We start from the raw sequence: 15,511 nt of genomic DNA on the forward strand, positions 1-15,511 counted from the left end.
ATTATACCTGTAATTTCCAAGAGTGCATCAGATTGTAAGATTGGTGGTTTATTAGAAAAAATAGGCCTTGTGAGATTTGAACCTATCCGTGTATTTAGAGTATATTGGAAAAACTATCACCAAATCTTCTCTTATAACAGGTAATACTAATAATGGCTCTGATCCCAAAAAACTATGCACGTTTAGAAAGTGGTTACCGTGAAAAAGCACTGAAAATCTACCCATGGGTATGCGGACGTTGTGCGCGCGAGTTTGTCTACTCGAACTTACGTGAACTAACCGTTCATCATATTGATCACGACCATACCAATAATCCAGAAGACGGCAGTAACTGGGAGTTATTGTGTCTATTTTGCCATGATCATGAACACTCTAAATACACCGAAGCAGACCAATACGGCACAACCGTTATCGCCGGTGAAGATGCACAAGATGATATTGGTGCAGCAACCTATAATCCTTTTGCTGATTTAAAGTCGATGCTCAATAAGAAAAAATAGTATTAGTAATATCTGCAAATAATATAAAAATAACGCTGTTGATTTAGTGAATATAATAAAAATAGTAAGGCTCCTCTTTTTACTGATCTATTTCAGTAAGCCTTCCTATATTCTAGCACTCAACATTTTATCCATATTTAATTATCATAATGAAGTTTTTAACACTCATTTTATTAAAAAATAATTGGCAAATTAAATTCATTTAAATAACCAGATAACCAATACCATTAAAGAGTTATTTTCATTAGAAAACACAATCAATTTATTAAATAGAAAACCAATCACTCCACATCAAAAAAACCTTTGTTTTCTTTATATTAATTGGATCACATCTCAATATTTCTATATAACTTCTTAAATAAATTAATAATAAGTGCAATTAATTATGAACACCATAAAAGAAAACTATTTAAATAGTTTATTAACTTATAAGAAAACAATAAGATAAATTTAAACTCATTAGCAATATAATAAATCTCAAAATTTCAAATCAATACAAAATTACCTTGATTTCTTCATACTCACTTAGCTAAATTAAAACCAAGGAAAATCTAATTAAGTTATTATTTTAAATATTTATGGCATTACTTCTTATATATTAGCGATAAATAACATCACCATTTCATTACTGCTTGATATATAAAACTATTGGCTAACAATTAGCATTATTAGGAAGTTATTCAAACAATGAATAAACAACGTTATTTAAAATTGGGACTGTTCTTTTTTTATTTTTTATCTATTCCGTTAATTGCAGAGCCATATACTTCCCCTACACCGGCAGAACAAGCCGTGTCGATTGATGTTCGAGAACAACAGCGCCAACAAGAACGTGAACGAATATTACAACAGCAAAATAGACCCAATGTTGATACTCGTCTTTCTCACTCAGATATCGAACTTCCTGACTACCCTCTTAATGAAAAACCCTGTTTTTTGATTAATACCCTTACGCTTGAAGGCGAAGCTTCTCATGATTTCCAATGGGCACTAAAAGCGGTAAATGACGCTAAAGATCATTGCCTTGGTGGACAGGGTATTTTGTTAGTCGTGAACAAAATTCAAAATGAAATATTATCAAAAGGCTATGTCACCACTCGAGTTATGGTACAAGAGCAAGATCTTACACAAGGTCATTTAACGCTCACACTACAACCCGGTCGTATTGATACCATTCGTTTTGAAGATAATGTCTCGTGGCGTGCTCGTTTATGGAATGCGATCCCCACATCATCAGGCAATATTATTAACTTACGTGATATTGAACAAGGGCTGGAAAATTTTAAACGGGTACCGAATGTCACAGCAAATATTCAAATTGTCCCCGGCAAAGAAGATGCCACCAGTGATTTAGTGGTGAGTTGGCAAGAACAGCGCCCTGTACGGCTAAGTTTGGGGTTAGATGATAGCGGTTCAAAAAGCACTGGCCGTTATTTAGGTTCGGCGACATTGGCCATTGATGCACCTTTCTCTCAAAACGATCTGTTCTATGCCAATATCAGTAAAGATTACTTTGATCATGGTCCTTTTGGTAATCGCTCATATACGTTTAATTATTTTATTCCCGTAGGATATTGGTCATTTTCCGCAAATTATAACCATTATACCTATCACCAAAATATTCCTAACGCTAATGAAGTACTTCGTTATAGCGGCAAAAGTGACAATGCACAATTTACGGTGTCACGACTGCTATTCCGTAATCAATTTCATAAAACCACCCTGAATATACGTGCTTATCGTAAACATTCGACCAATGCCGTCAATGAGATTGATATTGACCAACAACATCGTCGTACCGCGGGATGGGAAATTGGGCTCAATCAACGCAGTTACTTCGGTACTTCTACATTAGATACCAACATTAACTGGCGTCGAGGTACAGCGGCATTTCATGCATTGCCCGCACCAGAAGAAGCAACTGATAGTGGCAGTGCAAGAACAGGTCTGTTTTTAGGTGATATCAATTTTAATCAGCCTTTTTCTTTGGGTAAGCAGCCTTGGCGCTGGAACACCTCATTACGTGGTCAATGGAGTCAACACGCGTTAACGCCACAAGACCGCATGGCGATTGGTGGGCGTTATACCGTGCGCGGTTTTGATGGCGAGCAAAACCTATCGGGTGAAAAAGCCCTGCTTTGGCGCAATGACATTGCGTGGAACCTGTTTTCTCAAGGACAAGAGCTCTATTTAGGTATCGACTATGGTCGAGTTGAAGGACAAAACACACGCTACCTCGTGGGACACCAATTAGCGGGTACAGCATTGGGTTTACGCGGCTCACTATGGTCTCGAATAAGTTATGACATTTTTGTGGGTACACCACTTTATAAACCCGAAGGGTTCCATACTTCAGGTGCGACCGCAGGTTTTACTCTTAATGTAGAGATTTAGTCTTTCTGTGGCAGTTATTCCCTTGGTTTAACTAATCCTTTCTCTTTTTTTTGGATTGTTGATTTTAAAGGTATTATTTATGAATAAGCATTGTTATCGCCTTATCTTCAGCCGTACCCATGGGGAATTACGTGTTGTTTCAGAATTAACCAAAAGTTGTAGTGCTGAAGCAGGACAAACAAGGGGCTCCCAAGGTGTACGTTTATGGGTAACACTACGTCGCACCATATTGTTATTATGGCTAGTTTTAGGCAGCAATAGTGCATTGGCTGATGGTATTATTGCCGATAATCGAGCACCTCAAAATCAACGTCCTGATGTTATTAATACGCAAAATGGTCTACAACAAGTCAATATTGTTGCCCCCAATAGTGCAGGCATATCTCATAACCAATACCGTCAATTTGATGTTGAGCAAAAAGGGGCAATCTTAAATAACTCTGTGGTAATGACGTCAACACAAACCGCAGGCATGATCCAAGGAAATCCTAATTTAAATTCCAATACAGCCCCTGCTCGTGTCATTCTCAACGAAATTAACAGTAATAATCCTAGCCAGATAAAAGGTTTTCTTGAAGTTGCTGGTAGTAAAGCACAAGTGATTGTTGCCAACCCAGCAGGCATTATTTGTAATGGCTGTGGCACCATCAATGCAGGAAGAATGACCTTAACAACAGGTAAACCCCAGCTCGATAGTGACGGAAGTCTAGTGGGTTACCAAGTTGAACGAGGCGTGATCCGCATTGAGGGGGGTGGCTTAAATGGTGATAGCCGCCATGATACTCAATATGTGGATTTATTAACGAGAGCAGTAGAAATCAATGCCGGAGTATGGGCAAAAGAAAAAATTGATGTCGTTGCCGGTCGCAATAATATCGATGCACAAAATAAAGCTACCGCACTGAATAATAAAGAAAATAAAGACAGCAACATTCAACCGGAATTTGCCATTGATATGGGACAAATGGGGGGAATGTACAGCGGTCAAATTCGCATGGTGGGTACTGAAGATGGCGTTGGTGTTCGCAATCAAGCAGGTCACTTGCAAGCCGATAAAACCTTAACCGTTACCAGTAATGGACAATTAGTTTGGCAATCGACTAAAGCACAAGAAGCCATCACCCAAGCAGGTAGCAATATCATGTTATTGGCAAAAGGTGATATGACACACCAAGGTAAATTACATAGCGGTGGTGCATTACATGTTGAAAGCCAAGCAGGTGCGCTTATTCAATCAGGCACACTAGCCGCAGCGCGAGATGTCACCTTAACCGCTAAAAAAGAGATACAGACACAAGGTAATTTACTTGCTGGCAGCAATCTAAATAGCCAAATCAACCAAGGTGCCAACCTTACCTTAAGCAGTGAAAATAATATTCGCGCTAATGGTCATTTGCTCAGTAAAAAAGAGATTAATGCAACAGCGAAGAATGTCGATTTAAGTCAAAGCCAAATTGCGGCATCGACGTTAACACTGAATGCCACACAAGGTGACGTGCGTTTAAATAACACGCAAATTGACACCAATAAAACAAATATTGTAGCAACAGGAGATATCTCGTCTCGACAGGCACAAATTAAAACCCAAAACTGGGATATCAATACCAATAATCTCTTTAACCAAAAAGGAATTTGGACACAAACGGGAAAAAGCGAAAGTGGTTTAGCATTACGCGGACAACTGGATAATACCGAAGGCAGCATTGAAGCCTATCAATTAAAACTCAATGCTGGCAGTCTACATAATCAAAACGGCCGTTTAGTTACACTTAATAGCGCAAAACAACATTGGCAATTTCAGGGTGAACTCAATAATCAGCAGGGCATATTAGGTAATAATGGCGCACTTACTCTCGATGCGAATACTATTAATAACCAATCAGGTGACATTAAAAGCCAATCGGAATTAACGCTAACAACAAAATCAGGCATTGATAATCAAAAAGGTCGCTTACTTTCAGGTCATGAGTTGGTTTTAAATACCAATAATATAATTAATAACCAATTAGGTACGATCAATAGTCGCCAAGTCGAGATTAAAGCAGGCTCACTAAATAACACTCAAGGACAATTAGTTAGCCAAGACGCACTTACGCTTTCAACCGCAAAAGCGCTGAATAATAGCCAAGGCATTATCGCAGCAGGTAAAACATTAACCTTATCCACACAAGGCGATTTGAATAATAAAAAAGGAACGATCCAAAGCGAAAATTTATTTAATCTCTTCGCAAAAAATATCGATAACCAAGAAGGACAACTACTTTCTAGTAAAAATATGACATTAACAACGGAGACGTTAATGTCTGCTAAAGGCAATATCAGTGCAAAAGCACTTTCGCTTCAAGCCAACACCATCCGTAATATTGCTGGAAAGATCATTGGGCAAGAGAAGCTCGATATCACAGCAAATAAGTTGCTTGATAATACACTTGGCACAATACTGACGAATAAAGATCTGTCTCTTACCAATAGCGGCGATATTAATAATCAACAAGGTATTTTACAAAGTGGTGGCAATGCCAAACTTAAAGCCCAAAATCTTCAAAATAGCCAAGGAAAAATACTTGCTGGGCAACAAATCACACTAAGTAGCCAAGAAAAACTCGATAACCAAACTGGCGAAATTAGCGCTAAATCACTTGTTATTACGACAAACCAATTAGCTAATCAGCAAGGTAAACTTGTTGCGACTCAAAACCTTGAGTTGACCTCTCATCAATCCATCAATAATACCCTTGGCTTGCTTGAAGCAGGTCAACATCTCATGGCAAAAACGCACGGCATTTGGAATAACCAACGCGGTGTTACACAAGCTGAAAGTCAGGTAGTAGCTCACGCTAATACGCTTGATAATACAGAGGGATATTTACAATCAGCAGATGCTCTCACCTTAAATACTGACGGCAATGTAATTAATACCGCAGGTAAAATCACCGCGCAGCAAACATTAGATTGGCAAGGCGCTGAAACCAGCCAATTTAATAACAATAACGGGATAGTACACAGTCATGGCGCTTTAACCTTCAAGGGCGGTCAATTAACCAATCAACAACAAGGTAATATTGTTAGCCTAAAAGCATTACAACTCTGGTTAAAAAACGATTTACTCAACCAAGACGGTAAACTCACTAGTCATGAAAATACCTTAATTAAGGCAAATAATGTTATTAACACTCAAGGTGAGATAAATGCATTAAATCAGTTAGATATTCAGTTGGTTAATCAACTGGATAATCGTCAAGGCCGCCTTTTTAGCCAATCATCACAATACTTACAAGCGGCTAATATTCTTAATATAAAAGGTTGGATAGGCAGTTTGGGCAGTTGGTCTGCTAAAACAGCTATTTTTAATAACCAAGCTGGGCAAATTCAAAGCCAAAAAGCAACGAATTTAACAGGTAATATCTTTAATAATAACAACGGTATTTTCCAATCCAACGATAATATTGATTTGCGTATTGCAAATAATATTAACAATACACAAGGCAAAATCAGTGCACAAAAAGCGATTAATGCACGAGGTGAACTGCCTCAAAGTAAAATTGATTCTATCCTCAATCAATCAGGGCAATGGTTAACTGGAAATACACTGACATTACTTGCAAAAAATATCGATAATTCACTGCAAGGCTTGCTGTATAGCCAAAAACAGATGCAGCTTCTGGTTGAAAATGAACTGGATAATCACCAAGGAAAATTACAAAGCGCAGACGCTCTCTTATTAACGGCAAAATCACTGCAAAATCAATCGGGGTCAATTGATAGTCAACAGGCTATTACCCTAACCTTATCGGGTTTATTGAATAACACCCTTGGTAAAATTAGAAGTCATCAACATCAATCAATTCACGCTTCCCAAGTACAAAATCAGCAAGGGCAATTAGTTTCAACACAAGCGCTAAATATTAAAACAACCCAATTTGATAACCACAATAACGGCATCTTAAGTAGCCAAGGAATATTAAATCTCACTACAGATACGTTAAACAACCGTGATAATGGCTTGATTTGGGGCACAACTCGAAATGAGATTTCTGCAAAAAACATCGATAACACACAAGGACGATTACAAAGTAACGACCGGTTATCACTGATAAATCTGACTTCGCTTGATAACCAACAAGGGAATATTTTAGCCAATGACAGCATTGAGATTAATGCCAAAAATCCTCCTTTCACTCCACCATTAGTTTTATTAAATCAACAAGGTGTAATCCAAAGTGGTAATAAACTCACGGTTAATACGCAGACCATCGATAATCAAGGTGGAACCTTACAAAGTCAAAATTCATTAACACTGACTGCGGCACAAGACTATATACAACGAGCTGGCGATATACTAAGTAGTAATCATTCACTCTCCCTTTCTATTACAGGCGCTTTTACAAACTTAACCCACTGGTTACTACCCAGCGAGTTAACAATACAGAGCGCACAGTTTACTAATCAAGGCTCACTCGTCAGTAAAGCGCTTACTCTCACAAGCGATATTGCGCGCAACACCGGACGTCTTGAAGCAGATGATTTTGCTTTTAAGATAAATCGGTTGGATAACACGGCAACCTTAATGGGCGATAACGCAGTGATCAACGCGAACGTTATCGATAACAAAGGAAAAGATGCCGTTATCGCCATGACACAATCGGCGGATTTAACAGCGCGCGACAGCATAACTAATCATAGCGGTGCAATGATTTACAGTGGTGACAAATTATCACTATCAAGCGCACTGATTGAAAATAAAGCAAGTGTGATAGAAGCCGAAGGTGATATTTCGCTTAGTGCGAAGCAACTAAATAACTTACGTGAAGGCTTAAGTATTGAGCGAGAAGCTGAAACCAGTCATTACCGTTGGCATCGTTATAACTATTATTGGCGCTCTTTTGAAGTTGAGCATCATAACGATAGTCGCCAAATGACATCAATGACTCAACAACTCACTTTTAAAAATGAGCAAGCTGCCATCGAAAACACATATGGTACGCTACTTGAAATTGACCCAAATAATAAGCGAGCGCAAGTTAGGGTTAAAAACAATAAGGGGCAATTGACTGATATTTGGGTCAACTATCTCGCGTTAAAACCCAACAGTGATGGTAGTTATGCCATGACTTTCTATGAAACACGAGGTCATGCTAACCGCCAGAAAAATACACCAACCCCTTACCATAATACGGTGTGGCGTGAGCACAATCGTGGCTACAATGAAATTTGGGCTCCTGAACAACACCTTGATATCGATAATCTTCTTTATGTCAGTGACTATAGCGGCTTAAGAGAACGAACCGTATCTGGAACCGCCACTCGCGATAAATTGATTTCTGAAGGCATCGAAGCTCGTATTCTTTCCGGTGGAAAGATGAAAGTGAATGTTTCTGAGGTGCTTTTCAATGATGCGAGTACAATTATTTCAACGGGGAATCAATCCATTGAAGGTAGCGGAAAACTTGAGAACAAAGCCTATTCCGTTAATGAACATCGCCAAGAAAAGATTGTTGATCATTATGATATTAGTGGAAATCATTGGTACCCTTCATTTGATCATGATGAAACCACCGCATTAACTCCCATTGATAGCGTTATTTCAGGAAATGGTAATGTCACCATCAAAGGCACTTCCATTACCAACACCACGGTTAATGCGGCACAAATTAATGACATTGAAGCCGCATTAAAAGCAGTAGATGCGCAACGTGCTGAATTTGCACGTAATCCCCTCGCCTTTCAGATCGAGGGGGCAAATAAACAGGAAGTAAATACTGATTTTATTGTCAGCGATAAAACAACGTTAACTCATTCTGATGCAACCTCACCACTCGAACGCTCTCTTTTACCTGCTGAAATTGCACTGACTGAAAAACAACATTTAGGCAATATCGCCACCGAGATCCCCAATAACGGACTCTTTCGACAACATTTATCGCCAGATAGCCCATTCTTAATTGTTACTGATGAGCGTTTTACTCGCCGCAGTAAATTTATTAGTAGTGATTATCTGCTCTCTCGTGTGGATTATTCACCTTCTCAAGTGCATAAACGATTAGGTGATGGAGCCTACGAACAACGCCTTGTTCGTGAACAGGTTTTAAAATTAACTGGACGCCCTTCTCTTTATGAAGGGGATGCGATGACGCAGTATCAATTCTTAATGAACAATGGTGCTAACGTCGCCAGTGATTTTAATTTACGCCCCGGAGTGTCATTAACGCCTGAACAAATTGCGGCATTACAACAAGATATCGTTTGGTTAGTCAGTGAATCGGTGGATACCGCACAAGGCTCACAAACGGTGTTAGTACCAAAAGTATACTTAGCAAATAAAACCTTAAACTTACTCAGCAGTGGTGCCATTGTCAGTGGTAATAATTTACATTTTTCTGCCAATAGCGTGAATAATGCTGGGCAACTACTGGCAAATAAAGGCATCGACATTGATGCCAAACAATTTGCACATCAAGGTGGCGATATTCATGCAGAAAACATTAATATTCAAGCTGATAGCATTACACTGAGTACCCATTTACAAGACGCCTTACGCCAAGCGTCATTAAGTGGCAGCAATATTTCGTTAAAAGGCAATGATATTCAGCTACAAGGCGCAAAACTGGATGCATTAAACGATATCAATCTCAATGCCCGTGATAATTTAGCCATCACCACCGCAAGAAGTACGCATTCAGGGGAAATTAGTGTGATTTCCGGCGCAATGGGTAATCGCACCAGTGACGGAATAGAACCAGCAGGAGAACACCGTCTCGCCCAAATAAGTGGTGAATGGCAACGCGCACAAAGCAGCGAACTGAATGCTGGTGGTGATCTCAATTTAACCGCAGGAAAAGATATCACCTTGCAAGGTAGCCAAGCCAAAGCAAGTGAACAACTTACCGTCAATGCTGGCGATAGTCTCAATATTATTGTCGATAGCACCATCACCAAAACGCATCTTGAAGCCAATAGTAGTACCTCTTCTGTTAGCAATACTCGCAAAGAAGAACGTCTGCTATTAAGCACCTTAAGTGGCGATAAAGGGGTGATATTAAATGCAGGTAATGCACTTACAGCACAAGGTGCTCAAGTTGATAGTCAAGAGAGCAAAATCAGTATTAACGCGCAGCATATTGATATTCATGCAGCAAATCAGCATTTTGAAGATCAAGATAACGAGCAAGTTAACAGTGGCAGTAAACGTAGTGACCGTATGGTTGAAACCTCGCAAAATAGTGTTACTGGTAGCACGTTTAGTGGGCAACAAGGTGTCGATATTGTCGCACAGAAGCATGATATCAATGTTACAGGCAGTACACTGCACAGTGAAAAAGGGGTAATTGATTTAACAGCTAAACAAAATATCACCCTTAATAGCGCAACGGAGATACAGAGTGAGTTTCTAGAACAACATTCAAATAGCAAAGGCTTTTTAAGCTCAAGCAGTACCCACATTGTCCAACATAACCACGTTACACGCGAACAAGGTAGCGTTATCAGTGGTGAACAAGTCAATATCAATGCAGGTAAGGCTATTCAAGTTAGCGGCTCTTCCGTTGTGGCAGAAAATGATGTCACGCTAAAAGCGGGCAATAATGTAGATATTGTTGCAGCAACAGAAACGGATTCGCATTACTTACTGGAAGAGAAAAAGCGCAGGGGTGTCTTTAGTAATGGCGGTATTGGTTTCACCATCGGTCAGCAATCTTCTCGTCATCAAGTCGATGAACAAGGTACCACACAAAGCCAAAGCGCCAGCACCATTGGCAGTACCCAAGGTAATGTCAATATTACCGCCAATGATAAATTGCATATTGGTGGTGCTGATATTGTCGCCAATAAAGAGATCAATTTGACGGGTGATAGCGTTCAAATCGACCCCGGTTTTGATAAACGTACCCGTGAAGAGACCTTTGAGTCGAAACAAAGTGGCTTAAGTGTAGCGTTATCAGGCACCGTAGGCAGTGCACTCAATACGGCGGTGAGTACCGCACAACAAGCGAGAAAAGAGAGCGATGGTCGCTTAAGTGCACTACAAGGGACTAAAGCCGCACTCTCTGGTGTGCAAGCAGGACTTGCTTATCAACAAGACAGTTTAACTTCACAAGCCGCCGCCGCGAAAAATGCAGAAACAGGTGTGAAAGCCGGTGATGACGGCGCTGAAAAAGGCGCGACAAATACCATTGGTGTGAGCGTCTCTTATGGTAGCCAATCTTCGAAAAGCGAGACACACACTGAAAGTGCCGTTTCTCAAGGCAGTACACTCAATGCAGGGCAAAACCTCTCAATTACCGCCACAGGTAAAAATAAAGAGAAAACCAGCGGTGATATTGCCATTGAAGGAAGCCAACTTAAAGCAGGTAACGAAATCACCTTAAATGCGGCACAAGATATCCATCTCTCATCTGCGCAAAATAGTGAAAGCACTCAAAGCAAAAATAGCAGCAAAGGCGGCAGTGTAGGGGTTGGCTTAGGCGTAGGTGAAGGCGGTGCTGGTGTTAATCTTTCAGCCAGCGTAAATGCCGGTAAAGGTCGCGAGAATAGCAATGGCGTCACTCACACAGAAACCACCTTAAATGCCGGTAAGCAAGTGAATCTTACCAGCGAGCGCGATACAACGCTTAAAGGGGCACAAGTCAGCGGTGAACAGATCACGGCTAATGTGGGGCGTAATCTCACCCTAGAAAGTCAGCAAGATCGCGACCATTATGATGCCAAACAGCAAAATATTAGCCTTGGCGGCGGTTATACTCTCGGCTCTGGTAATCCAACCCTTAATTTTAGTGCGAGTAAAGACAAGCTACACAGCAATTACGACAGCGTTAAAGAGCAAACTGGGCTGTTTGCTGGCAAAGAGGGCTTTGATGTTAAGGTAAAAGAGCATACTCAGCTTGATGGCGCAGTGATTGCATCAACTGCCGATAAAGACAAAAACAGCCTTGAAACGGGCACGTTAGGCTGGAACGATATCCACAATAAAGCCGAGTTTGAAGCCTCACACAGTGGTGTCTCAATGAGTACCGGTGGACCTGTAGGCAAAGATCTGCTGAATAACATGGTCGGTGGATTACTATCGAACGCGAATAACCAAGATAATGCGCAAGGCACAACCAAAACCGCGGTTTCTGATGGTAAATGGCTTATTCGTGATACCGACAATCAAACCCAAAATATCACCCAATTAAGCCGCGATACTGAACATGCCAATGACGGCAGTATCAACCCGATCTTTGATAAAGATAAAGAGCAAAATCGCTTAAAACAAGCCCAGCTAATTGGCGAAATCGGCAATCAGGCGATGGATATTATTCGCACCCAAGGGGATATCGTGGGCTTAAAACAAGCACAAGCAAAACATCCAAACTTGAGTGTGAATGAGCTGCGTGAAACCAAAGAGTACAACCACGCGATGGAACGCTTTGGTACAGGCAGTGATTTACAAAAAGCCACCCAAGCGGTGACGGGGGCATTAACCGCATTATCTGACAATAATCTTGCTGGTGCATTAGCCAGTGGGGCATCACCTTATCTCGCCACTGAAATCAAGGAACGTACTACAGTCGATGGTGAAGTCAATATCGCCGCGAATGCGTTAGCGCATACGATTTTAGGCGCAGTGACTGCCGAGCTGAATAATCAATCGGCTGTAGCTGGCGGTTTAGGCGCTGGCGGCGGTGAATTAGCCGCTAGAGTTATCGCCTCAAACCTCTACCCTAATAAAACAATCAGCGAACTTACTGAAAACGAAAAACAGCAAGTCAGCGCATTAAGCCAACTCGCCGCCGGGCTTGCGGGCGGAATATCAACCGGTAATATAGAAGGTGCTGTTACCGCCGCACAAACAGGGAAAAATGCGGTTGAGAATAACTTCTTCAAGCCTCAAGATCTGCCACCGGGTATGGCTGATTATGGGCAGTCAGTTTCATCACTAGCGATTTCAATGGCCCAAAATGATGGCAGTATAGAAGAAATTAATGCAGCTTTAACGAAAGCAGTAAAAGGAACGCATCCAGAGGGGCAAGATCCGGCTCTTGGAATTTTGATAGCATGGGGTAATTTGACAGGTATTCCGCTTGATGTATTTTTAACACAGCAGGAAATGACACCTGAAAAAGCTGCTGAAATATTAAGCAACACACCACCAACAACAGAAGCGAAAACACTTCAATTTGTGGCAGCGAAAGTTTATTTAGCATTTGCAAAAAGCGGTAAGGAAATTCCAAGTTGGGATGCAGGAATAGGTCAATATCGCTTTAAAGATACAGGTAAAGTGATAGATGTTGAGCATCCTAATGGTAAGTTTAATGGGAACTCATTGCCTTATAAAAACACAGTTGGCAAAATTGAACCTAAAAATTATGTAGATATACTTTCTCCTGAAGCGAAGCAGCACATATTATATGGTGATAACCTTAAGAGTGGTGGACATATATTCCCTGGCAACCCAGGAAAGGCAACGTTTCCATCTAATTGGCCATCAGAAAAAATAATACATGAAATTGGTGATATAACCACATCACCAACAACTCAATGGTACGCGCAAACTGGAACTGGAGGAACCTTTACTAGTAAGGGTAAACCAGCTAGATGGGTTGCTTACGAAGAACGAGATGGAGTTAGGATCAGGGTTGTTTACTTACCTTCAACAGGTAAAGTAGTAACTGCGTTTCCTGATCCAAATCCAGTACCTAAAGCATATAAGCCAATTAAGTGAGAATGATACATCATGACTAAATTAGATATCCAAATTAAAAACTTTGGAACACTCTTTTTTGATCGCTTAGATACTGAGTTATTACAAGATGCAATTAATTACATAGAATATGATGAAAGAGGCCTAGCATTTGAAACTATTTGTGACCATATCAGTGAATATGACATCCCCATAACATCGGAGGAGTATCATATAGCAGTTAATATTGCTAATGAGCTAAAAATGAATAGTAATGATATCAGTTTACAACATATGAAAGAGTTAATAGTAAAAAAATAATAAATTATAGGGATCTCCATCCTATACAGGGATCTCTGTAGTGACACTGATAACATAACAATCGTATTTAGCCATAGGACTACCTCCTTCCTAAAATTAATGGAATTAAATGGTGTTATGTAAAGCATAGCTCAGGAAGCCTTTCAAAGTTTTCAAGGAAAAAGGAGAGTTAAAAAAGAAGCACATAATTTTTTACGAAAATCAATGCATAAAGAAGTATATCGAATGAATATTGATGAGTGATATACAATTGATTATAAAGAGTAATGTATCAGTAAAAAATGCGTTAAAAGGTGTACCACAATGAAATATTTATTTGAACATTATCAAATATGGGCTCGCAATGTTATTGGAAAAAAACTTCAAGCAGTCAATGGATTAATATACATTTTTGAAGTTCCTAATTTTACGACTCCTCAACAATTACAGTTTGTCTTTATTTCTAATAACCATGATCCTTCTTTTCATTGTAGTAAGGATGTAACTACTACTCTCGAAATAACATATTCTAATTTATTTCACCAATTCATTGGAAGCGTACTTTTAAATTCTTACATAAGGCTCTCTTTGTTGGCTCAACTCCGACTCACTTAACCAGATAATCAACTATCCAGTTAAGTGAGTGAATACGTAATGTTCTACATGCAATACATCACAACTAGAGGCATAAAACCTTTCTCGATACCATAAGATCATCAATAAATAGTAAATAGCGACCAACTAATACCCCCTTTTCACTCTCTTACACAGAATGGTGTATACTTGCCGGCAAGAAATTTATTCACGGTTATTAATAATGAAAGAAATCGAAAAAACACAAATTAAACTTCTTAGCGACCGTTTAGACCTTATTCGCCACAAAATGGCAAATATCTCACTGACGGAAGAAGCAGAAAAATACGCAGAGTTTGAGAAAGAAAAAGCGGCACTGGAAACTGAAATCGTTCATCTGAAAGAAGTGCGTAACAAAAAACTAAGCAAAGAAGCACAGAAGTTGGTGGGTATGCCATTCAAACGCATCATCACTAAGAGAGAACAAGCGGATATTGGCAAACTGAAAAAAGCAGTGCGAGGACTGATCATTGTCCATCCAATGACGGCATTAGGTCGCGAAATGGGATTGGATGGTATGACCGGTTTTTCTAAGACTGATTTTTAGTTAGAAAATTAATCCACCTAAAACCTATAATGACCCACTAATACTGGCTGGTTCTTAATATACTTTTCATTGTTATGAACCATCAGTAAATAATTAGCCTTCAATATTTACTATCTCCACTTCTGGCACAGAGCTGATCCTGACAATTGGAGTTAATATAAAAAAGAATAGAATAACTCCTTTTTTACCTACCTCTTTTCAGCAAATCTTTCAGCGCAGCAATATTCGCCCTCGCCCCTTCTGCCTCTTTTAATTGACGACGCTTTTAAGCATAGATATCAAATATCTCTTTGGCTTTTTCATCTGCGGCTTTCTTACTCATTCCACCAGCGCCTTGTAATACTTCACGATCGTTGAAACTTAAAAACTGATCCAGCTTAGCGAAAAACGCCGTAAACTCTCGCCCAATGCGGGCGGGGATATAAGGCGAAAAGCCCGCAGGGCTTTAAAGATCAATCAGACGTTGACTGACTCTGAACG

Annotated in this window: 5 protein-coding genes and 1 pseudogene; 5 read left to right on the forward strand and 1 reads right to left on the reverse strand. The window is 39.9% G+C overall.

Going from position 1 to position 15,511, the window contains the following annotated elements:
• Nucleotides 1-152 precede the first annotated feature (152 nt).
• The 5 genes from yajD to DK858_RS02055 all read left to right on the forward strand — a co-directional run bounded on the left by yajD (nucleotide 153) and on the right by DK858_RS02055 (nucleotide 15,031).
• Nucleotides 153-500 carry an HNH nuclease YajD gene (gene yajD, locus DK858_RS02030; RefSeq protein WP_069369463.1) on the forward strand — a complete coding sequence of 116 codons (348 nt, stop codon included), beginning with the start codon at nucleotides 153-155 and terminating at the stop codon, nucleotides 498-500.
• 687 nt (nucleotides 501-1,187) lie between these two features.
• Nucleotides 1,188-2,894: a ShlB/FhaC/HecB family hemolysin secretion/activation protein gene (locus DK858_RS02035; protein WP_109396009.1), complete on the forward strand. Its 1,707-nt coding sequence runs from the start codon at nucleotides 1,188-1,190 to the stop codon at nucleotides 2,892-2,894.
• 79 nt (nucleotides 2,895-2,973) lie between these two features.
• Entirely contained in the window at nucleotides 2,974-13,593 is a 10,620-nt protein-coding gene (locus DK858_RS02040; protein WP_109396010.1) for a hemagglutinin repeat-containing protein, read from the forward strand.
• 12 nt (nucleotides 13,594-13,605) lie between these two features.
• Complete coding sequence (locus DK858_RS02045) at nucleotides 13,606-13,872, forward strand: MafI family immunity protein (RefSeq protein WP_109396011.1); 267 nt, start codon at nucleotides 13,606-13,608, stop codon at nucleotides 13,870-13,872.
• Between the two features lie 796 nt (nucleotides 13,873-14,668).
• Nucleotides 14,669-15,031: a YibL family ribosome-associated protein gene (locus tag DK858_RS02055; protein WP_162556432.1), complete on the forward strand. Its 363-nt coding sequence runs from the start codon at nucleotides 14,669-14,671 to the stop codon at nucleotides 15,029-15,031.
• Nucleotides 15,032-15,215: 184 nt separating this feature from the next.
• Here DK858_RS02055 and DK858_RS02060 read toward each other — a convergent pair.
• Nucleotides 15,216-15,410 (reverse strand): annotated as a pseudogene (locus tag DK858_RS02060) (hydroxyacid dehydrogenase); the annotation flags it as partial.
• Nucleotides 15,411-15,511: the final 101 nt, after the last annotated feature.

It is taken from the genome of Proteus faecis (assembly GCF_003144395.1).
Taxonomy (GTDB): Bacteria; Pseudomonadota; Gammaproteobacteria; order Enterobacterales; family Enterobacteriaceae; genus Proteus; species Proteus faecis.